Source organism: Pseudomonas sp. LjRoot277 (assembly GCF_964253845.1).
Lineage (GTDB): Bacteria > Pseudomonadota > Gammaproteobacteria > Pseudomonadales > Pseudomonadaceae > Aquipseudomonas.
Map to the genome: position 1 here is coordinate 6,380,444 of NZ_CAXURI020000001.1, position 22,621 is coordinate 6,403,064.

At 60.5% G+C, this 22,621-nt stretch carries 15 protein-coding genes; 2 read left to right on the forward strand and 13 right to left on the reverse strand.

Going from position 1 to position 22,621, the window contains the following annotated elements:
• Positions 1–12: 12 nt before the first annotated feature.
• From ACSQ87_RS29520 to ACSQ87_RS29565, 10 genes are all read right to left on the reverse strand, one after another.
• Positions 13–1,431 (reverse strand): FAD-dependent oxidoreductase, encoded by a 1,419-nt coding sequence (locus ACSQ87_RS29520; RefSeq protein ID WP_008149580.1) that lies wholly within the window; start codon positions 1,429–1,431, stop codon positions 13–15.
• A gap of 33 nt (positions 1,432–1,464) precedes the next feature.
• The gene (gene gltB, locus ACSQ87_RS29525) at positions 1,465–5,910 is read right to left on the reverse strand and encodes a glutamate synthase large subunit (RefSeq protein ID WP_436274938.1); all 4,446 of its coding nucleotides are present in this window, start codon (positions 5,908–5,910) and stop codon (positions 1,465–1,467) included.
• A gap of 350 nt (positions 5,911–6,260) precedes the next feature.
• Positions 6,261–7,859, reverse strand: coding sequence for an SPOR domain-containing protein (locus tag ACSQ87_RS29530; RefSeq protein WP_223431109.1), 1,599 nt, complete (start codon positions 7,857–7,859; stop codon positions 6,261–6,263).
• 10 nt (positions 7,860–7,869) lie between these two features.
• Positions 7,870–8,970 carry a 3-dehydroquinate synthase gene (gene aroB, locus ACSQ87_RS29535; protein WP_123366938.1) on the reverse strand — a complete coding sequence of 367 codons (1,101 nt, stop codon included), beginning with the start codon at positions 8,968–8,970 and terminating at the stop codon, positions 7,870–7,872.
• Positions 8,971–9,121: 151 nt separating this feature from the next.
• On the reverse strand, positions 9,122–9,640 hold the full coding sequence (gene aroK, locus ACSQ87_RS29540) for a shikimate kinase AroK (protein ID WP_010464421.1): 519 nt from the start codon (positions 9,638–9,640) through the stop codon (positions 9,122–9,124).
• A 4-nt stretch (positions 9,641–9,644) separates the two neighbouring features.
• Entirely contained in the window at positions 9,645–11,735 is a 2,091-nt protein-coding gene (pilQ, locus tag ACSQ87_RS29545; protein ID WP_223431110.1) for a type IV pilus secretin PilQ, read from the reverse strand.
• Between the two features lie 13 nt (positions 11,736–11,748).
• Positions 11,749–12,276, reverse strand: coding sequence for a pilus assembly protein PilP (locus ACSQ87_RS29550; protein WP_436274939.1), 528 nt, complete (start codon positions 12,274–12,276; stop codon positions 11,749–11,751).
• On the reverse strand, positions 12,273–12,896 hold the full coding sequence (gene pilO, locus ACSQ87_RS29555) for a type 4a pilus biogenesis protein PilO (protein ID WP_436274940.1): 624 nt from the start codon (positions 12,894–12,896) through the stop codon (positions 12,273–12,275). Before pilO ends, ACSQ87_RS29550 begins: the two co-directional genes overlap by 4 nt.
• Positions 12,893–13,459 (reverse strand): PilN domain-containing protein, encoded by a 567-nt coding sequence (locus ACSQ87_RS29560; protein ID WP_223431113.1) that lies wholly within the window; start codon positions 13,457–13,459, stop codon positions 12,893–12,895. The genes pilO and ACSQ87_RS29560 overlap by 4 nt, the downstream gene beginning before the upstream one ends.
• A complete protein-coding gene (locus ACSQ87_RS29565; RefSeq protein ID WP_046045616.1) occupies positions 13,459–14,523 on the reverse strand; it encodes a pilus assembly protein PilM in 1,065 nt (354 codons plus the stop codon). The genes ACSQ87_RS29560 and ACSQ87_RS29565 overlap by 1 nt, the downstream gene beginning before the upstream one ends.
• A 218-nt stretch (positions 14,524–14,741) precedes the next feature.
• Between ACSQ87_RS29565 and ACSQ87_RS29570 the strand changes: the two genes are divergently transcribed.
• The gene (locus ACSQ87_RS29570; RefSeq protein WP_411741496.1) at positions 14,742–17,183 is read left to right on the forward strand and encodes a penicillin-binding protein 1A; all 2,442 of its coding nucleotides are present in this window, start codon (positions 14,742–14,744) and stop codon (positions 17,181–17,183) included.
• A 265-nt stretch (positions 17,184–17,448) separates the two neighbouring features.
• On the opposite strand, the gene ACSQ87_RS29575 is transcribed toward ACSQ87_RS29570, so the two are convergent.
• The 3 genes from ACSQ87_RS29575 to rpmE form a co-directional block, all read right to left on the reverse strand.
• The gene (locus tag ACSQ87_RS29575) at positions 17,449–18,717 is read right to left on the reverse strand and encodes a malic enzyme-like NAD(P)-binding protein (protein ID WP_223431115.1); all 1,269 of its coding nucleotides are present in this window, start codon (positions 18,715–18,717) and stop codon (positions 17,449–17,451) included.
• Positions 18,718–18,900: 183 nt separating this feature from the next.
• Positions 18,901–19,701 (reverse strand): thermonuclease family protein, encoded by an 801-nt coding sequence (locus ACSQ87_RS29580; RefSeq protein WP_436274941.1) that lies wholly within the window; start codon positions 19,699–19,701, stop codon positions 18,901–18,903.
• A 14-nt stretch (positions 19,702–19,715) separates the two neighbouring features.
• Positions 19,716–19,946 carry a 50S ribosomal protein L31 gene (gene rpmE / locus ACSQ87_RS29585; RefSeq protein ID WP_008080648.1) on the reverse strand — a complete coding sequence of 77 codons (231 nt, stop codon included), beginning with the start codon at positions 19,944–19,946 and terminating at the stop codon, positions 19,716–19,718.
• Between the two features lie 289 nt (positions 19,947–20,235).
• Between rpmE and ACSQ87_RS29590 the strand changes: the two genes are divergently transcribed.
• On the forward strand, positions 20,236–22,455 hold the full coding sequence (locus ACSQ87_RS29590; RefSeq protein ID WP_436274942.1) for a primosomal protein N': 2,220 nt from the start codon (positions 20,236–20,238) through the stop codon (positions 22,453–22,455).
• The last annotated feature ends 166 nt before the right edge of the window (positions 22,456–22,621 follow it).

The following is a 22,621-nucleotide window of genomic DNA, read 5'->3' on the forward strand; positions in this document are numbered from 1 at the left end:
CAGGTCTGAACGTTAAACGCCCAGGTAATCCAGGATCCCTTCGGCGGCATTGCGGCCTTCGAAGATCGCCGTTACCACCAGGTCAGAACCGCGAACCATGTCGCCACCGGCGAAGATTTTCGGGTTGCTGGTCTGGTGCTTGTACTGACCTTGCTCCGGGGCCACAACGCGGCCCTGGCTGTCGGTCTGGATGCTGTGCTGTTCGAACCACGACGCCGGGCTTGGACGGAAACCGAACGCGATGACCACGGCATCAGCCGGGATGATCTCTTCGGAACCCGGAATCGGCTCGGGGCTGCGACGGCCACGGGCGTCCGGTTCGCCGAGACGGGTCTCGACCACCTTCACGCCTTCGACGCGGTCTTCACCGACGATCGCGATAGGCTGGCGGTTGTAGAGGAATTTCACCCCTTCTTCCTTGGCGTTCTTTACCTCTTTGCGCGAGCCCGGCATGTTCGCTTCGTCACGACGATACGCACAGGTCACCGACTTGGCGCCCTGGCGAATCGAAGTACGGTTGCAGTCCATCGCCGTGTCGCCGCCACCCAGTACCACCACCTTCTTGCCTTTCATGTCGACGAAATCTTCCGGCGACTTTTCAAAGCCCAGGTTGCGATTGACGTTGGCGATCAGGAAGTCCAGCGCGTCATGCACGCCCGGCAAATCCTCACCGGCAAAGCCGCCCTTCATGTAGGTGTAGGTGCCCATGCCCATGAACACGGCATCGTACTCTTCGAGCAGTTGCTCGACGGTCACGTCCTTGCCCACTTCGGTGTTCAGACGGAACTCGATGCCCATGCCGGTGAAGACTTCGCGACGATTGCTCAGCACGGTCTTTTCCAGCTTGAACTCGGGGATGCCGAAGGTCAGCAGACCGCCGATTTCCGGGTTCTTGTCGAACACCACCGGGGTCACGCCGCCGCGTACCAGTACGTCGGCACAGCCCAGGCCCGCCGGGCCTGCGCCGATCACCGCAACACGCTTGCCGGTCGGTATGACCTTGGACATGTCCGGGCGCCAGCCCATGGCGAACGCGGTGTCGGTGATGTACTTCTCGACCGAACCGATGGTCACCGCGCCGAAACCGTCGTTGAGGGTGCAGGCACCCTCGCACAGACGATCCTGCGGACACACCCGGCCGCACACTTCCGGCAGGGTGTTGGTCTGGTGCGACAGCTCGGCGGCCTGGAGGATGTTGCCCTCGGCCACCAGCTTCAGCCAGTTCGGAATGAAGTTGTGTACCGGGCACTTCCATTCGCAATACGGGTTACCGCAACCCAGGCAGCGGTGAGCCTGATCGGCCGAATGCTGGGGTTTGAAGGGTTCGTAGATCTCCACGAACTCTTTCTTGCGTTGACGCAACAGTTTCTTCTTCGGATCCTTGCGCCCGACATCGATGAACTGGAAGTCGTTATTCAGACGTTCAGCCATTGTTAAAACCTCATCAAACTCTTCAGGCGCATATCACTGCGGGTTGGCACGGGTGCTGGAAAGCAACGATTTCAGGTTGGCAGCCTTGGGCTTGACCAGCCAGAAACGACGCAGATAGTCATCGAGGTTTTCAGCGAGGTTACGACCCCACTCGCTGTCGGTTTCCTCGACGTATTCGTTCAGCACGCGTTGCAGGTGGCTGCGATAGGCTTCCATCGCCTCACCGCTGATCCGCTGGATTTCCACCAGTTCGTGGTTGACCCGGTCAACGAAGGTGTTGTCCTGGTCGAGCACGTAGGCGAAACCGCCGGTCATGCCTGAGCCGAAGTTGTAACCGGTTTTGCCCAATACGCAGACGAAACCACCGGTCATGTACTCGCAGCAGTGATCGCCCGTGCCTTCCACCACGGTGTGAGCACCGGAGTTACGCACCGCGAAACGCTCGCCCGCGGTACCGGCGGCGAACAGCTTGCCGCCAGTGGCGCCGTACAGGCAGGTGTTGCCGATGATGGCACTGTCCTGAGTCTTGTAGACGCTGCCCTTCGGCGGAACGATGACCAGTTTGCCGCCGGTCATGCCTTTGCCGACGTAGTCGTTGGCGTCGCCTTCCAGGTACATGTTCAGGCCGCCAGCGTTCCACACACCGAAGCTCTGACCGGCCGTCCCTTTGAAGCGGAAGGTGATCGGCGCATTCGCCATGCCTTGGTTGCCGTGTTTGCGAGCGATTTCACCGGAGATCCGCGCGCCGATCGAGCGGTCGCAGTTGCAGATATCCAGCGCGAAATCGGCGCCGCTCATGTCGTTGATGGCCGAAGTGGCCAGGTCGACCATTTTCTCGGCCAGCAGGCCTTTGTCGAACGGTGGGTTGCGGTCGACCTGGCAGAACTGAGGCTTGTCCGCAGGGATGTGATCGCTGCCCAGCAACGGCGTCAGGTCCAGATGTTGCTGCTTGGCGGTCTGGCCTTCGAGGATGTCCAGCAGATCGGTACGACCGATCAGCTCTTCGAGGGAGCGCACGCCCAGCTTGGCCAGCCACTCACGGGTTTCTTCGGCGACGTAGGTGAAGAAATTCACCACCATGTCGACGGTACCGATGTAGTGATCCTTGCGCAGCTTCTCGTTCTGAGTCGCGACGCCGGTGGCGCAGTTGTTCAGGTGGCAGATACGCAGGTATTTGCAGCCCAGCGCGATCATTGGCGCGGTGCCAAAGCCGAAGCTTTCAGCGCCGAGAATGGCCGCCTTGATCACGTCGAGACCGGTTTTCAGGCCGCCGTCGGTTTGTACCCGGACTTTGCCGCGCAGGTCGTTGCCGCGCAGGGTCTGGTGGGTTTCGGCCAGGCCGAGTTCCCACGGAGCGCCCGCGTATTTGATCGAGGTCAGCGGCGATGCACCGGTGCCGCCGTCGTAGCCGGAGATGGTGATCAAGTCCGCGTAGGCCTTGGCCACACCGGCGGCAATGGTGCCGACGCCCGCTTCTGCCACCAGCTTCACCGAGACCAGCGCCTTCGGGTTGACTTGTTTCAGGTCGAAAATCAGCTGCGACAAGTCTTCGATCGAATAGATGTCGTGGTGCGGTGGAGGCGAAATCAGGGTCACGCCCGGCACTGCATAACGCAGCTTGGCGATCAGCCCGTTGACCTTGCCACCTGGCAGCTGACCACCTTCGCCGGGCTTGGCGCCCTGAGCGACTTTGATCTGCAGCACTTCAGCGTTGACCAGGTATTCCGGGGTCACACCGAAACGGCCGGTCGCCACTTGCTTGATTTTCGAGCTCTTGATGGTGCCGTAACGCGCCGGGTCTTCGCCGCCTTCGCCGGAGTTGGAACGCGCACCGAGGCGGTTCATGGCTTCGGCCAGGGCTTCGTGAGCTTCCGGCGACAAGGCGCCGAGGGAGATGCCCGCAGAGTCAAAGCGCTTGAGCACCGATTCCAGCGGTTCGATCTCGCTGATGTCCAGCGGCGTGTCCAGGGTTTTGACCTTGAACATGTCACGGATCATCGACACCGGACGGTTGTCCACCAGCGCCGTGTATTCCTTGAACTTGCTGTAGTCGCCCTGCTGCACAGCGGCTTGCAGGGTGTTGACCACGTCCGGGTTGTACGCGTGATATTCGCCACCATGGACGAACTTCAGCAAACCGCCCTGCTGGATTGGCTTGCGCGGGCTCCAGGCTTCGGCGGCCAGGGCTTTCTGCTCGGCTTCGATGTCGACGAAACGCGCACCTTTGATGCGGCTTGGCACGCCACGGAAGCTCAGGTCGCAGACTTCTTCGGACAGGCCAATGGCTTCGAACAACTGCGCACCGCGGTACGACGTGATGGTCGAGATGCCCATCTTCGACAGGATCTTCAACAGGCCTTTGGTGATGCCTTTGCGGTAGTTCTTGAACACCTCATAGAGGTCGCCCAGCACTTCACCGGTGCGGATCAGGTCGCCCAGCACTTCGTAGGCCAGGAACGGATAGACCGCCGAGGCGCCGAAACCGATCAACACTGCAAAGTGGTGCGGATCGCGAGCCGTCGCGGTTTCCACGAGGATGTTGGAGTCGCAACGCAGGCCTTTTTCGGTCAAGCGGTGGTGCACCGCGCCGGTGGCCAGGGAAGCGTGGATCGGCAATTTGCCCGGAGCAATGTGACGGTCACTCAGCACGACCTGGGTACGACCGGAGCGCACAGCTTCTTCAGCCTGATCGGCGACGTTACGGATTGCCGCTTCGAGGCCGACGCTTTCGTCGTAGTTGAGGTCGATGATCGCGCGTTCGAAGCCCGGACGGTCGAGGTTCATCAACGAGCGCCACTTGGCCGGGGAAATGACCGGCGAGCTGAGGATCACGCGCGAGGCGTGTTCCGGCGACTCCTGGAAGATGTTGCGCTCGGCACCGAGGCAGATCTCCAGCGACATGACGATTGCTTCACGCAGCGGGTCGATCGGCGGGTTGGTGACCTGCGCGAACTGCTGGCGGAAATAGTCGTACGGCGTGCGCACGCGCTGGGACAGCACGGCCATCGGCGTATCGTCGCCCATCGAGCCGACGGCTTCGTAGCCTTGCTCGCCGAGCGGACGCAGCACCTGATCACGCTCTTCGAAAGTGACCTGGTACATCTTCATGTACTGCTTGAGCTGGTCGACGTCGTAGAACGCCGAACCGTGGTCGTTGTCTTCCATGGTCGCCTGAATGCGCAGGGCATTCTTGCGCAGCCATTGCTTGTACGGATGACGCGACTTCAAGCGGTTGTCGATGGCGTCGGTGTCGAGGATCTGGCCGGTTTCGGTGTCCACGGCAAAGATCTGACCCGGGCCAACGCGGCCCTTGGCGATCACGTCTTCAGGCTGGTAGTTCCAGACACCGATTTCCGAGGCCAGGGTGATGAAACCGTTCTTGGTGGTGACCCAACGCGCCGGACGCAGACCGTTACGGTCGAGCAGGCACACCGCGTAGCGACCGTCGGTCATTACCACGCCGGCCGGGCCGTCCCACGGTTCCATGTGCATCGAGTTGTATTCGTAGAATGCACGCAGATCCGGGTCCATGGTTTCGACGTTCTGCCACGCAGGCGGAATGATCATCCGCACACCACGGAACAGGTCGATACCACCGGTGACCATCAGCTCAAGCATGTTGTCCATGCTGGAGGAGTCGGAACCGACACGGTTGACCAGCGGGCCGAGTTCTTCCAGATCCATCAGATCGTTGGTGAACTTGGTGCGACGGGCCACGGCCCAGTTGCGGTTACCGGTGATGGTGTTGATCTCGCCGTTGTGGGCGAGGAAGCGGAACGGCTGAGCCAGCGGCCATTTCGGCAGGGTGTTGGTCGAGAAGCGCTGGTGGAACACGCAAATCGAAGTTTGCAGGCGCTGGTCGCTGAGGTCTGGATAGAAGGCGGTCAAATCCGCCGGCATCATCAGGCCTTTATAAATGATGGTCTTGTGCGAAAAGCTGCAGACGTAGTGATCGGCGTCGGCGGCGTTGGCCACGGACGAGCGACGACGGGAGGTGAACAGCTTGACGGCCATGTCCTGATCGCTCAAGCCATCACCGGCGATGAACACTTGCTCGATCTGCGGCAGGCGCTCAAGGGCAAGGCGACCGAGGACGCTGGTGTCGATTGGCACTTTGCGCCAGCCGACGAGAGTCAGGCCAGCAGCGAGGATCTCGCGGTTCATGTTCTCGCGAGCGGCTTCGGCTTTGACCGGGTCCTGGTTGAAGAAGACCATGCCCACCGCATATTGCTTGGGCAGTTCGATGCCGAAGGTTTCCTGGGCGATGGCTCGCAGGAATACATCCGGCTTTTGAATCAGCAGACCGCAACCGTCACCGGTCTTGCCGTCGGCGTTGATCCCACCGCGGTGGGTCATGCAGGTCAGGGCCTCGATGGCCGTTTGCAAAAGGGTATGACTGGGCTCGCCCTGCATATGGGCTATCAGGCCGAAACCGCAGTTATCCTTGAATTCATCTGGTTGGTACAGACCTGCTTTCATAGACACTTTCTCACCAGGCTGCCTCTTATCGAGGCAAATTTCTTTTCAATTCAACCACTTACCATCCGCGCCGAACGTACGCCAGCTTTGCGGGGGCAAAAGGGAGGTCATTGTACACACCGACACAGAGGCTCACAAATTTGACGACGAAATGTCGCAAATCTATGTCGCATTTGTGAAAGGTTTAAAGCGATATGCTGTGCTAGTCAAAACTTTTTTAATTTTGACCGCAACGACTCAAAGACTACTGTGACGCAGACACCACAAGGCACGCGGCCTGTAGAGGCGGCATGCACTTGTAGAAATTTTGAGGTGCCGGGAGAGGCGGCCTGGGTAAGGCCGCCGAATCTTCAGCGAGTTGTTGCCAGTTCCTGTTGGACGCTGGCGACAGTGCGAGGCCAAGGTTTACCAGCCTGAACCTTCGCTGGCAAGGCCTTGATGGCGGTAACGGCTGCATCGCGGTTGGCGAAGTTACCGTAAGTGATGACGTAAAGCGGCTTGCCGTTGAGGACTTTCTTGAAATAACGGTACTCGCCGCCCTGCTCCTTGACGAAGGATTGCGCGGCCGATTCGGAGCTGGTGCCGAGGATCTGCACCACGTAGTTACCCGGCGCTTGCCCTGCGTACCAGGTGCCGCCGGCGGCCTTGGCCACGGTGGCTGGTTTCTCGACAGGTTTGGCGGCAGCGGTGGCGGCGGCTGGTTTGGCTGGCACTGGAGCCGGCTTCACGGCAGGCGCTACCGGAACCGGCTTGGCAGTCGCAACCTGAGTCGGAGCAGGCACAGGCTTGGCGGCAGGTGTCGGTGCCGGGCCAGGCTGGATGCCCGCAGGCGGCGCGATGGTGGTTACGGTCGGCGGCGTAGCGCTCGAACCTTCGACCGGCACGCCGTCATCGCCCTCGGTGATGCCGCCTGCGGCTTCGGCCAACGGACCGCGCATGACCGGTTGCGAGTTACCGACCAGCGGCAATGGCATCGGTTGCGAGTTACCGGCGAATTCGACGGCAGGCGCGCCGCCGCTGTTAGGTTGTGGCGTGCCCTGGCCAAGCGGCAGTTGCGCCTGTTCATTGGCAGGTGCGCCAGTGGTCGGTGCTTTGCTGCGACCCGGCATCAACCAGGCGGCGGCTACCGCGACCACGACAACGGCGGAAATCGCCAATACGTGTTTCTTCGGCATGTTGAACCCCATACTTGGACGCTTCACCGCTGAGCGGCTGGCAATCATGGCTTCGATCATTGCATCGCGGGCAACCTGGTTGATGGTGCCAGGCCAACCGTCGGAGCTTTCGTGAATATCAGAGATCTGATCTGCGGTGAAAAGTTCGATACCCCGGCCGGCGCCTTCGAGCCGCTGGTCCAGATATTCGCGGGTTTCTTCTTCGGTGTACGGCTGCAACTCGATGACGTGGAAACGCTCTTCCTCGAGGCTCAGCGCGTCCAGTTGAGCTATCAGCGAGGACTCACCGAACAGGAACACATGCGGGCGACCTTCCGGAGCACCGGCAGCCAGGGCCAGCAAGGCCTCCAGCGCGGACTCGTCGAGTTGCTCGGCGTCATCCACCAGCAAATAGACTTCCTGCCCCGTCAGTGCAAGCTGCACCACTTGAGCCAGAATCGCGCCGATCTCGGCCTGGGCGACGTTCAGCGCCTGAGCCACCTGGCGCAGCACGCCGGCCGCATCACCGGCGCCACGGGCGGAAACCACCACGCTCTGCACCGACTGTTTGTTGGTGCTGGCCACCAGGGCCTGACGCAACAGTGTCTTGCCACTGCCTTGCGGGCCGGTGACGACCAGCAGCAACTGACTGTAGCGTGCCAGGTGATGCAGTTGCCCCAGCACCGGTTTGCGCTGGGCCGGGAAGAATTTGAAGCCAGGCACCCGTGGAGAAAAAGGGTCATGACTCAACTGGTAATGGCCGAGGAAAGCCTCGTCGGCGTGCAAACTAGTCATCGGGATCTTATTAACCTTTAAGCTGAGCCAGAGCGCGGTAATCCGCTCCCAGCGTGGCCTGTAAAACCTCTTTCGGATAATCGTCGGTCACCACCGCTTCGCCCATGTGGCGCAGCAGCACCAGGCGCAAACGACCGTCGATCACTTTCTTGTCAATTGCCATGTGTTCGAGAAAATCGGCTTCAGTCATCTCTTCAGGCGGGATGACCGGCAGGCCGGCACGCTGGAACAGACGAATGCCGCGATCACGCTCTTGCTCGCTGATCCAGCCCAGGCGTGCGGACATTTCCAAGGCCATTACGGTGCCAGCAGCGACCGCTTCACCATGTAGCCAGACACCATAGCCCATGTGGGTTTCGATGGCGTGGCCGAAGGTGTGACCCAGGTTGAGTGTGGCGCGAACACCGGTCTCCCGTTCGTCGGCACCGACCACCGCAGCCTTGGCCGCGCAAGAACGCTCGATGGCGTAGGTCAGGGCGACCTGATCCAGGGCGCGCAGGCGATCGACGTTGTCTTCAAGCCAGGTCAGGAACGGCTCGTCGCAGATCAGCCCGTATTTGATGACTTCAGCAAGCCCGGCGGACAGTTCGCGGGCCGGCAGGGTATTGAGGGTAGCGGTATCAATCAGCACCACGTTCGGCTGATAGAAAGCGCCGACCATGTTCTTGCCCAGCGGATGGTTGATCCCGGTCTTGCCGCCCACCGAAGAGTCGACTTGCGACAGCAGCGTGGTCGGGATCTGGATGAAATCGACACCACGCTGGTAGCAGGCGGCAGCAAAACCGGCCATGTCACCAATCACGCCGCCACCGAGGGCGATGACCGTGGTACGGCGGTCATGCCGCGCGGTCAGCAGACCGTCGAAAATTAGTTGCAGGGTTTCCCAGGTCTTGAACGCTTCGCCGTCCGGCAGCACCACGGAAACCACCGAGAACTGTGCAAGGCTGCGGGTCAGACGCTCGAGATAGAGCGGCGCAACGGTCTCGTTGGAGATGATCGCCACTTGCCGTCCGCGGATATGCGGGGCCAGCAGCTCAGGCTGATCCAACAAACCTTCGCCAATATGAATCGGGTAGCTGCGCTCGCCTAGATCGACCTTGAGTGTCTGCATGTGTCCCCACAGTGAAGATGGAATCAGGCGTCCTGCCTTGAGTTAACGAATGTCCACGGCGTCTGCTGGTGTGACGCCGTTCGGTAGCCATCCGCCACAACCTTGAGCGGCCATGACAGGACGCCGAGGATAGCGCATTTCGCGCTGCGCTTTAACGGGGAGGTAGCTGCTGCAAGCGTTCGAGAATATCGAGCACGACCATTCGCGGCGGCCGCTCATCGGTTTCCACCACCAGATCGGCGATTTCACGATAAAGCGGATCGCGGATTGCCAGCAGATCCCGAAGGGTCTTGGCCGGATCGGCAGTACGCAACAGGGGTCGATTGCGATCGCGGGAAGTGCGGCCGACCTGCTGTTCGACAGACGCATGCAGATAGACCACCCGCCCCCCGGCGTGCAGCGCCCGACGATTGGCCTCGCGCATAACCGCGCCGCCACCGGTCGCCAACACCACGCCATCGCAGCCACACAGCTCGGCAATCATCGCCTGCTCGCGGTCACGAAAGCCCGGTTCGCCTTCTTTATCGAAAATCCACGGAATATTGGCGCCCGTGCGCAATTCAATTTCCTTATCGGAATCTTTGAATGGCAGGCGCAGCTCTTTGGCCAGCAACCGGCCGATGGTGCTTTTTCCAGCCCCCATCGGTCCAACAAGAATCAAATTTCGCACAGAATCAATGACTCACAGCAATCGCCTGGTTATTCATGATACGCGGAGTGAGAAATACCAGCAGCTCGGATTTTTTCTCCGAAACCACGTCACGCCGGAAAAGGCGGCCAAGATACGGCACATCACCGAGAAATGGCACCTTATCTACAACCTTGCTTTGAGTATTTGAGAAAACGCCGCCAATCACGATGGTCTCGCCGTCGTTGACCAGGACCTTGGCATTGACCTCGTTTTTCTTGATCGGCGGTACATCCTGCACCTTGTTCAGGTAATCCGGTTCGTCCTTGGTGACCTTGACCTCCATGATGATCCGGTTGTCCGGAGTGATCTGCGGCGTCACCTCCAGCGACAACGAGGCCTCCTTGAACGACACCGAGGTAGCGCCGCTGGAGCTGGCTTCCTGATAGGGAATCTCCGTGCCCTTGAGGATTTTCGCGGTTTCCTTGTCCGAGGTGACCACCTTGGGTTGCGAGACGATTTCGCCGTTACCGGTCTTCTCCATGGCCGTCAGCTCGAGATCCAGCAGCACATTGTCGGTGATGAAGGCGATGCCGAGCCCCGAGGTGTTGGCGACGGTGCCCAGGTCGACAAACGGCGAGTTGGTGCTGGTGCTGCCCGGCGTACCGATGGTCGATGAAGCGTCAGCCCCATTATTGCTGACCCCGGACGTGTTCCAGTTGCCCTTGTTCTGCAACGAACCGCCCCAGCGCACGCCGAGACTTTTGTCATAGTCGACGTTGGCTTCGACGATGCGCGCCTCGATCATCACCTGACGCACCGGGATATCCAGTTGCGCGACGATACGGCGCAGTTCGTCGAGGCGATCCTGGGTCTGGTAGGCAATGATGTTGTTGGTCCGCTCATCCACCGTGATCGAGCCCCGCTCGTCAACTTTTGACTCGGCGCTGGTCACCGACTGGAACAGCTTGGCAATATCGGCAGCTTTGGCGTAGTTGACCTGCAACAGCTCGCGACGCAGGGGAGCCAGGTCGGCGATTTGCTTCTGCGACTCCAGTTCCTGACGCTCGCGGGCGGAGATTTCATCGGCCGGAGCGACCAGCAAAACGTTACCGATCTTGCGTTTATCCAGGCCCTTGGTTTTCAACACCAGATCCAGCGCCTGATCCCACGGTACGTTCTGCAAACGCAGCGTGATGCCGCCTTGCACTGTGTCGCTGGCCACCAGATTGAGGTTGGTGAAATCGGCGATCAGTTGCAGCACCGAACGCACATCGATGTCCTGGAAATTCAGCGAGAGCTTTTCACCGGTGTAGGCAAAGCGTTCGGTGTTGCGTTTCTGCAAGTCATCGACGGTCATCGGCCGGATGCTGACGGTCAGCTTGTTGTCGGTCTGATAAGTCGAATAATCGAAGGCGCCGCCGGGTTCAATGCTGATCGTGGCCCGATCACCCGTGGCGCTGGCGTTGACGAACTGCACCGGCGTGGCGAAATCCTTGACGTCCAGACGGACACGCAACGGCTCAGGCAACTGGGTCTTGGCGAAACCGAGGATGATCTTGCCGTCGCGCTCCTGAATGTCTGGGGCAATGGAGGGATCCGACAGATCGATGACCACATTGCCTTCGCCCTGGGTGCCGCGCTGGAAATCCACACCCCGAATGGCCTTGCCTACCGGCGCATAGGCTTTCGCCAGGGCTGGCGTTGCAGTCGCGGCGCGCGGCGTTTTGGGCGCCGGGCTGGAGGCCGTCTTGTTGGCCCCTTGCCCGACCACCACGAACAGCGTGTTGCCTTCGACCCGCGCGTTGTACGGCGTCAACTGGGTCAGATTGATGATCAGTCGCGTACGGTCCTTGGCTTGCACCACCGTGGCACTGCGGGCATTTCCGCCCCCCAGGTCACGATTTTTGCTTTTAAGCTGACTGACGACGCCAGGCAGATCCAGCGCAATTCGTGCAGGCGATTCCGTGGTGTAACCGTGGGGCGGCGGTGGCGGCCCATCGAACGACAACTTCAACTCGACGCGGTCCCCCGGCAGCGCGGCGACATCCAGCGCTTTGAGGTTGGCCGCTAGTACCATCGGCGACAGCAACGCTATCCATAGCGAAATACCGAAGGTTGAGAAAATCCTGTTCATTATTCGAGTTCCACTATGAGTGTTCTTTCAAAGGGATGGTCCGCGGCCGCTCCAGCCAGGCGCCTTCGCCGTCGGGAACGATTTCGACCACATCGACCTGCGAGCCGCTGATGGCGACGATCCGCCCATCGTTACGCCCCAGGTAATCGCCGACTTTCAACCGATGCACCCCGCCCGCCCCGCGCAGCAGCGCAAAGGAGCCGGTCGCATTGGCGATCGTTCCGACCATTTCAAACTGCTCGATGTTGAAACCTTCGAGGTACTGCTTGACCCGACTCGGGTCAGGTTTGACGGTGCGCGAGCCGTGTTTCTGGCCGGCCAGATCGACTCTGATCTGTCGGGAAAACGGGCTTCGCAGGTTGGCGGCGCTGTAGGTGAATGTTGGGTAAGACCGAAATGTCGGCGTTGGTTCAATCTTGCCGGGGGCACGTAAACGCATTTCGTTCATGTACGCATCCAGGTCGCTGAAGTCATTGTCGCTGCCGCAACCGACCAGGCCGGAGACCAACACCACCAGCGAAAAGCAACGAATCGGGCTCATTTTTGCAGCCCCTTGTCGTTGTAGCGGTAGGTCTTGGCAAGGATGCTCATGCGCAACTTCGGACCACCTTCCGGGTTGGCCGGCGCAAGGTCGAAGTCATGCAGGGTGACAATCCGTGGCAGCCCGGCGACACCGCTGACGAAGGTGGCAAGGTCGTGATAGGCACCGGTGACGGTGATCTGGATCGGCAGCTCGATGTAGAACTGCTGCGTGTTCTCCGGCAGCAGTTTGATCTCTTCGAACTCCAGGCCACTGCCCAGGCCGGTGCGAGTGATGTCCTCCAGCAGGCCGGGCACCTCGGTGTCGCTGGGCAATTGCCGCAGCAACACACCAAAGGAGTTCTCCATTTCCTTCATCTGCTGCGTATACAGCTCCAGATTCGCCGCCATATGGGCTTTGTTGGCGAATTGCTCCTTGAGGGTCGACTCTTCCTCGCGCTTGAGTTCGAGATGGCTCTGAAGGTCGCTGATGGAAAAACTGTAGCCCAGCGAGAGCACCAGGATCATGAGCAGGATACCCGCCAGTGCCTTGATGGCTGGGGGCCAGGAACCCATGTTATTGGTGTCCAGGTCATTGATGTCGATCTTGCGCAGGCCTTCGAACCAGTCAGACAGCCTCATTTGCCGCCCTCCGCAGCAGCGGGCTGAGTCTGACGAACGGTCAGCTGAAAGACGTTGGCCTGATCCAGCTGACCGGCGGTCGTCGCTTTGACTTCCGTGAGGCTGGGCGCATCAAACCAATCGGACGCATCCAGATTGCGCATCAGGTCTGACACACGATTGTTGGACTCCGCCGCTCCGGTGATGGACAAGGACTTGCCGGCCATTTTCACCTCAGTGAAATACACGCCGTCAGGCAGCGTCCGCGCCAGTTGATCGAAAATACGCCCGCTGATCGGCCGGTTGCCTTGCAGGTCCTGGATGATGCGCATGCGCTCGACCAGTTGCTGGCGACGGGCCTTCAAATCGCTGATCTGTTTAATCCGCTCGTCGACCACGGCAATCTGTTTACCGATGTAATCGTTACGAGCCACTTGCCGATCAATAGCGCCACTGATGGCCTGGTTCGCGATCAGCACCGCGCCCACAGCCCCCACCATCACACCGACCAGCGCCAGTAAAAAGCGTTTGCGGCGTGCCTCACGCCGCTCTTCGCGCCAGGGTAAAAGATTGATCCGCGCCATCAGTCGAAACTCCTGAGGGCCAGCCCGCAGGCGATCATCAGTGCCGGCGCATCGCTGGCCAGGGCACCGGCGTTGACCTTGCTGCTCAGGGCCATGTCGGAGAATGGGTTGGCCACTTGCGTCGGCGTACCCAATCGTTGCTCGATCAACCGGTCCAGCCCCGGGACCGATGCGGTACCGCCGGCCAGCAGGATGTGATCAACCGAGTTGTACTGACCGGAGGCGAAGAAAAACTGCAACGAACGCGACACCTGCTGCACCAGCGCATCGCGAAACGGCTGCAACACCTCACTGACGTAATCGTCCGGCAAACCACCCTGCTTCTTCGCCAGCCCCGCCTGCTCAAGGGTCAGGCCATAACGTCGCTGGATTTCCTCCGTCAGTTGACGACCGCCGAACAATTGCTCGCGGGTGTAGATGATCCGCCCCTGGTGCAGCACGCTCAGGGTGGTCATGGTGGCGCCGATATCGACCACCGCTACCGTCAGACGCTCCTGAGAAGCCGCCAGTTGGCTCGCCAGCAATCCGTAGGAACGCTCCAGCGCATAAGCCTCGACGTCGACCACGCGGGCTGTCAGGCCGGCCAGGGCCAGGGCCGCTTCCCGGACCTCGACATTTTCCTTGCGACAGGCCGCCAGCAGCACATTGACTCGTTCGGGGTTGCGCGCAGAAACGCCCTGGACCTCAAAGTCGATGGCCACTTCGTCCAATGGATAAGGGATGTATTGATCGGCCTCGATCTTCAGCTGGTTTTCCATTTCGTCGTCGGAAAGACCGGCGTCCATCTCGATGGTCTTGGTGATCACCGCCGAACCGGCTACGGCCACGGCGACGTTCTTGAGGTTGGTTCTGGCCTTGAGCAGCACGCGCGCGAGTGCCTGCCCTACGCCTTCGAGCTCGGCAATATTTTTCTCGACCACCGCGTTGGTGGGCAAAGGTTCCACCGCATAGGCCTCGACCCGATAGCGGTCGCCTTGGCGGCTTAGCTCCAGAAGCTTGACCGACGTGGAGCTGATGTCGATCCCCAGAAGCGTATTGGCCTTTTTATTAAAGAGTCCTAGCACTACCAATTCCCTATGACTATCCGTGTCTTACGGACTCTGTAATATCCGTTGCGTTCAAACCACCCGTCTTGACAGCAGCGCAAATGACGCCCCCGATGGAAAAATGCTTATAATGCCCAGCGTTTTTTTCCGGTTTTTACTTCAAGCGCGGGTCGTTCCCTGTTTATCTGAACCCTGATGCCAAATTCATTCTTTGCCCTGGATGTCCAAAAGCCTTGATTCGTCTGCTGAAATTTTTCGGTTGGTCCATCGTCGCCGTTTTCTGCGGACTGCTCCTCGGTCTTAGCGGCGCCTTTCTCTACCTTAGTCCGGGTTTGCCATCCGTGGAGGCGCTGAGAAGCATCCAGTTGCAGATTCCTTTGCGGGTCTACAGCAGCGACAACAAGCTGATCGCAGAATTTGGCGAAATGCGCCGCACACCAATCCGGTTCGCCGACATTCCCCCCAATTTCATCAATGCGTTACTAAGTGCTGAAGACGACAACTTCGCCAACCACTACGGCGTCGACCCCAGCAGCCTGATGCGCGCGGCCAGCCAGTTGGTAAAAAGCGGACACATTCAGTCCGGCGGCAGCACCATCACCATGCAGGTGGCGAAGAACTTCTTCCTGACCAGCGAACGCAGCTTCTCGCGCAAAACCACCGAAATTCTCCTGGCCCTGCAGATTGAACGGCAGCTGACCAAGGACGAGATCCTCGAGCTCTACGTCAACAAGATCTATCTGGGCAACCGCGCCTACGGTATCGAAGCCGCCGCGCAGGTTTACTACGGCAAGTCGATTCGTGATGTCAGCCTGGCGCAGATGGCGATGATCGCCGGCCTGCCAAAAGCCCCGTCGCGCTTCAACCCGCTGGCCAATCCGGCCCGCAGCAAGGAACGTCGCGACTGGATCCTTGGGCGCATGTACAAGCTCGGCAAAATCACCGAAGCCGACTACACCACCGCGATCAACGAGCCGCTGAACGCCAGTTATCACGTGCCGACCCCGGAAGTGAATGCGCCGTACATTGCTGAAATGGCCCGCGCCGAAATGGTCGGCCGTTATGGCAGCGACGCCTATACCGAGGGTTTCCGTGTCACCACCACGGTGCCGAGCAACCTGCAGGAAATGGCCAACACCGCGGTTCACGAAGGCTTGATGACCTACGACCAGCGTCATGGTTATCGCGGCCCCGAGTCGCGCCTGCCGGGCAAGACTCGCGAGGCCTGGACAACCGAGCTGACCAAGCAACGCACCATCAGCAGCCTTGAACCTGCCATCGTCACCCAAGTCGACAAGACCGGCCTGCAAGTGATGACCCGTACCGGTGACGAACACGTCGGCTGGGACAGCATGAAATGGGCGCGCCCATTCCTGAACACCAACAGCATGGGCGCCAATCCGAAGCAGCCTTCGGACGTCGCCCAGGTCGGCGACCTGATTCGTGTGCAACGCCAGCCGGACAACTCGCTGAAATTCAGCCAGATCCCGCAGGCTCAGGGCGCGCTGGTTTCCCTCGATCCGCAGAACGGTGCCATTCGCTCCCTGGTCGGCGGTTTCGCCTTCGAACAGAGCAACTACAACCGCGCCTTGCAGGCCAAGCGTCAGCCGGGTTCGAGCTTCAAGCCGTTCGTCTACAGTGCGGCGCTGGATAACGGCTACACCGCCTCCAGCCTGGTGAACGACGCACCGATCGTGTTCGTCGACGAGTATCTGGACAAGGTCTGGCGCCCGAAGAACGATACCAACACCTTCCTCGGCCCGATCCGCTTGCGTGAAGGCCTGTACAAGTCGCGCAACCTGGTTTCGATCCGGTTGGTGCAAGCCATGGGCGTTGGCAGGACGATCGATTACATCACGCGCTTTGGCTTCAACAAGCAGGACCTGCCGCCCAACCTGTCGCTGGCCTTGGGCACCGCGACGCTGACGCCAATGGAAATCGCCACCGGTTGGAGCACTTTCGCCAACGGCGGCTACAAGATCAGCCCCTACATCATCGACAAGATCGAAAGCCGCAACGGCGACACGCTGTTCGTCGCCAACCCGCCGAGCGTCCCGAAAGGCAACGTCGTCACTGACGGCATCGCCGCCCCAGTCGCGGCCAACGCCTTCACCGTCAACGCAACGCCGGGCGAAGCCTTGACCGCCCAGCCAACGCCACAAACGCCGGCCGTGGCCGAGCGCATCGTCGATGGTCGCACCACGTTCATCCTCAACAGCATGCTCGAGGACGTGATCAAACTCGGTACCGGCCGCCGCGCCCTGGCCTTGGGCCGCAGCGACATTGCGGGCAAGACCGGTACCACCAACGAGTCCAAGGACGCCTGGTTCTCCGGGTACAACGCCGATTATGTGACCACTGTCTGGACCGGTTTCGACCAGCCTGAAAGCCTAGGTCGCAAGGAGTTCGGCGGTACCGTCGCCCTGCCGATCTGGATGAGTTACATGGGCGCCGCGCTCAAAGGCCTGCCGCCTCATACGCAGGCAGAGCCGGAAGGCATCCTCAGCCTGCGAGTCGACCCGGTCAGCGGCCGTGCAGCCACCCCAGGCACGCCAGGCGCCTACTTCGAGCTGTTCAAGGCCGAAGACACGCCACCGTCGGGGAACGAGCTGGGCAACGGCACTGCGCCGGGCAGCCCACTGCCTGCGGATGAAGCGGCGCCGATCGATTTGTTCTGATCGCCTGAAGCTGCAAAAAGCCCCGCCTTCGAAAGAAGAGCGGGGCTTTTTTTGATTTGTGCATTCCCCACATAGATGTGTCGCTTGTCAGGCCGTCTTCGCGAGCAAGCCCGCTCCCACAGGGGTACGCATTCCAATGCGGGAGTGGCGGTGCGGCGATCCGACTTGCTCGCGAAGGGGCCATCACAACCGCCGCCAAACCCACAGGCGAAAAAAAGCCCCGACTCGCAAGAGTCGGGGCTTTCTATTGAAGCGCTACAACGACTTAGCCGTTGAACACGTCATCCACGCTTTTCAGCGGGTAGTTCTTCGGATACGGCAGGGTCGCTACGCCGGTCTCGATCGCAGCCTTGGCCACGGCATCGGAGATCACGGTGATCAGACGGGCATCCATTGGTTTCGGAATGATGTACTCACGACCGAATTCCAGTTTGATGCCGCCGTAGGCGTCGCACACTTCCTGAGGAACCGGCAGCTTGGCCAGTTCGCGCAGGGCGTTGGCCGCAGCCACTTTCATTTCTTCGTTGATGCGCTTGGCGCGAACGTCCAGTGCACCACGGAAGATGAACGGGAAACCCAGCACGTTGTTGACCTGGTTCGGGTAGTCCGAACGGCCGGTCGCCATGATCACGTCGTCACGGGTAGCGTGAGCCAGTTCCGGGGAGATTTCCGGGTCCGGGTTGGAGCACGCGAACACGATCGGGTTGGCCGCCATGGATTTCAGGCCTTCAGCGCTCAGCAGGTTCGGGCCGGACAGGCCAACGAACACGTCCGCGCCTTTCAGGGCGTCAGCCAGGGTGCGTTTCTCGGTCGAGTGAGCGAAAACAGCCTTGTACTGGTTCAGGTCGTCACGGCCGGAGTGGATCACGCCGGTACGGTCAACCATGAAGATGTTTTCGATGTTGGCACCCATGCTCACCAGCAATTTCATGCAGGAGATGGCGGCAGCACCGGCGCCCAGGCAGACGATCTTGGCGTCAGCGAGGGTTTTGCCAGCGATTTCCAGGGCGTTGATCATGCCGGCCGCAGTAACGATCGCGGTGCCGTGCTGGTCATCGTGGAATACCGGAATGTCGCACTGCTCGATCAGAGCACGTTCGATCTCAAAGCACTCAGGTGCCTTGATGTCTTCCAGGTTGATGCCACCGAAGGTGATGGAGATGCGCTTGACGGTGTCGATGAAGGCTTGCGGGCTTTCGGAGTCGACTTCGATGTCGAAAACGTCGATGCCGGCGAAGCGCTTGAACAGCACGCCTTTACCTTCCATCACTGGCTTGGAAGCCAATGGGCCGAGGTTACCCAGGCCGAGAATTGCGGTGCCATCGGAAATGACTGCAACCAGGTTGCCTTTGCCGGTGTATTTGTAGGCCAGTTCAGGATCGCGGGCGATTTCGCGTACTGGTTCGGCTACGCCGGGGCTGTAGGCCAGCGACAGGTCGCGGGCGGTAGCGGTGGCCTTGGTGAGCTCGACACTCAGCTTCCCTGGACGGGGATGGGCGTGATATTCGAGAGCGGCAGTTTTCAAATCAGACATAGGGGCATTCCGCTTTTTACTGTGGGACAGACGGACCGCCGAGGATACTCGCCTCGCAAAGTCCTCACAAGACTGACCAGTCACCCCTGTCAAGCACCCGGCCCTACGACTTTGGGCCAAGAGCCACGGAACACAAGGGATAGACTGTTCACAATCGAAATAAAAAATGTCTACAATTTTTTATCACTGCGCCATCTGAAGCATCGCCGGGTCGGTCAATGGCAGAAGCCAGCGCGCCTGCCCTTCCTTCAGTCCGCCGCGCCGCGAACGGTCCAGCACCCAGCCACGGGCCTCGATCTGCCTGCCCTTCAGCCGCTCGAGCTTCGCCACATCGAACTGCCCCAGCAAATTGGGTGCAACGCGCAATACAACCGAATCCTGCAACTCGATCCAAACCCCGCCACGATTGCGCTGAACCTTGCTCACACGACCGCTGAGCACAGCGAAACCGGAAGCGCTGATCTGCTCCGCTTTCAGCACAGGGGATTGGCGCCACAAGCCGAGCCCGGCCTGACGGGCACTGTGTTCAGCCGCTTGCTGGCAGTCGACCAGATCGACATTCGGCGCGACCGCTACCTGGAAACCGAGCCCTTCAGCGAGCATCTGCGCTTCAAGGTTGGTGCCATCGGCGCTGTAGACATGGGCCAAGGTACGACCGTAATGATCTTTGCTTTCCTTACCGGGCAATAAACCGACCCGTCCGTCGCTGGCGTTCACCAGTGCTTCCAGGCGTTGGCGTGCCGCCACCGCGAACGGCTCGTCGGAGCGACCTTTCTTGCCCAGCTCCGGCGTATTCAACCCGATCATGCGCACGCTGCGGCCATCGCTCAGGCGCAGCGTGTCACCATCGACCACCCGTTGCACCACAACGGATGTCAGCCCGCTCGGCGCCGGGCAGAAGGCCTGGGCAGCGGAAAGCCAAATCGCAGACACAAAAAAGGCGCCCGCGAGGGACGCCTTTTTCATCAGCAAGGTAAAGCCCATGGGGCTTTGCAACCTTACTCTGCAGCAGCAGGAGCTTTCTTGCCGAAAGCACCGAAGCGGTCTGCGAAGCGCTGTACACGGCCGCCAGTATCCAGAGTCTTCTGCTTACCGGTGTAGAACGGGTGGCACTCGTTGCATACGTCAGTACCCAGTGGCTTGCACAGGTTCGAACGAGTTTCGAACTTGTTGCCGCAGCTGCAAGTTACTTCGATGGTTTCGTACGCTGGATGGATATCGGCTTTCATGGTGTATTCCTCAGGCTAGTGTGCCGCCACTCAACACTATTGTTGAATACCGCACATAATTAGGCCGCGGATTCTACCAGACCTTTGCAATCACGCAAGCTGTCGCTTCGACCGACCGTCTGCTAGGCTCCCGGCCGAATACGCGCCCATTGTGGGAGCGGGCTTGCTCGCGAATACGGTGTGTCAGGCAACGATGATGTGTCTGATCAACAGCATTCGCGAGCAAGCCCGCTCCCACATTTAATATGCGTTCGACTTTTTTACTGCCCGTTTATCGAGATCCCCCCGCGTGCCCGACGCCATTTTGCGCCTCGCCCTGCCTTCGCCTCTGCGACGCCTGTTCGATTACCGTGCTCCGGCCGGGGTCCTGCGTGCCCAGTTGCAGCCGGGCATGCGCCTGCGGGTGCCGTTCGGCCGACGGGAGATGATCGGGATTCTGGTGGAGGTCACCGACACCAGCGAAGTGCCGGTAGAAAAGCTCAAACCTGCCCTGGCCCTGCTCGATGCCACGCCGCCGCTGCCGCCAGCGCTGTTCAAACTGTGTCTGTGGACTTCCCAGTATTACCAGCACAGCCTCGGCGACACATTGAGCTGGGCGCTGCCGGTACTGTTGCGACAAGGCGAACTGGCCGAAGCACGGCAGGAGCGCTTCTGGTCCGCCGTGCCCGGCGCCAGCCTTGATGACCCGCGCATCGCTCGCGCCCCGCGTCAACGGGAGGCCCTGGCGACCCTGGCCCAGCATCCCCACGGCGTCGCCCATCAGTTGTTGAGCAAACTGATGCTGAGCAAGGACAGCCTGGATTTGCTGCTGGCCAAGGATCTGGTGCAAGTCGACATCCGCAAGCACGCCCCCGACGCCCGCCACGAACACTGGCTGGCGCAGCCGGAACTGCCGCTCAACCCTGAGCAGCGTGCGGCCTATGAGGCAATTCGCGCCGGCTTCGACAGTTATCACGCGTTCCTGCTGGCCGGCGTCACCGGCAGCGGCAAGACCGAAGTCTATTTGCAGCTGATCCGCGAAACGCTTGAGGCCGGCAAGCAGGCGCTGGTACTGATCCCGGAGATCAACCTCGGCCCGCAGACCCTGGCGCGCTTCGAGCAGCGCTTCAATGCACGTATCGCGCTGATCCATTCGGCGGTCAACGACCGCGAGCGCCTCGAAGCCTGGCTCGCCGCCCGCGACGGTGACGCCGACATTATTATCGGCACCCGTTCGGCACTGTTCACGCCGATGAAGAACCCCGGCCTGATCATCATCGATGAAGAGCACGACGGCTCCTATAAACAGCAGGAAGGCCTGCGCTATCACGCCCGAGATCTGGCATTGGTCCGCGCACGCCAGGAAAACATCCCGATTGTCCTCGGCTCCGCCACGCCTTCGCTGGAAAGCCTGCACAACGCCTACACCGGTCGATATGGGCTCTTACGCCTGAATGAGCGCGCCGGTGGCGCCAAACAGCCGCGCTTCCTGCGCCTGGACGTGAAAAGCCGTCCGCTGGACAGCGGCATTTCCGGGCCGATGCAGCAGGCCATCGGTCAGACGCTGGCCGCTGGACAACAAGTGTTGGTGTTCCTCAACCGTCGCGGCTTTGCCCCGACCTTGCTGTGTCACGACTGCGGCTGGATGTCCGAGTGCCAGCGCTGCGATGCGCGCATGACCGTGCACCAGCGCTCCGGCGAACTGCGCTGCCACCATTGCGGCTACGTCGAACGCGTCCCTCGGCATTGCCCGAAGTGCGGCAAAGTCGATTTAAGGCCAGTCGGCGCTGGCACCGAGCGCGCCGAGGAACGGCTGGGGATTCTGTTCCCGGACGTCCCGGTGCTGCGGGTCGACCGCGACAGCACTTCGCGCAAGGACGCGATGAATCAGCTGTTCGCGACCATTCAGAAGGGCCAGCCCTGCATTCTGGTCGGCACGCAAATGCTTGCCAAAGGGCATCACTTCCCACGGGTGACCCTGGTGTCGATTCTCGATGCTGACGGCGGGCTGTTCTCCGGCGATTTTCGCGCCAGCGAGCGCATGGCGCAGTTGATCGTCCAGGTTGCCGGGCGCGCGGGCCGGGCTGAAGAGCCGGGCAAAGTGATCATCCAGACTCACCTGGCCGACCATCCGCTGCTGGTGCAACTGACCGAACAGGGCTATTTCGCCTTTGCCGAACAGGCGTTGAGCGAACGTCGCTCGGCAGGTCTACCGCCGTTTGCGCACCTGGCGCTGCTGCGGGCCGAAGCGCACAAACCGGGGCAAGCTGAAGGTTTTCTTGATGAGGCGTGCAGTGAGGCCGAGCGTTTGCTGGCCGAACAGAACCTGACTGGCATCGAGCTGCTCGGGCCGGTTCCTGCACCGATGGAACGCCGGGCCGGGCGTTATCGTGCGCAGTTGTTGCTGCAAGCGACGGCCCGGGCGCCGCTGCATCGGTTGTTGAGCCGTTGGTTGCTGGTTTTGGAGCAGATGCCTAGTGGGCGGGCGGTGCGCTGGTCGCTGGATGTCGATCCTGTGGATTTGTATTGAATTAGAGATCGCCTTCGCGAGCAAGCCCGCTCCCACAGGGGTATGCATTCCAATGTGGGAGCGAGCCTGCTCGCGAAGGGGCCCGATTTGTCACCACATATCCATAACCTGCCCGCTATAGTTGGCAAGCCCGTCTTCGCAACGGATAATGCCCAGTTTTTCCACT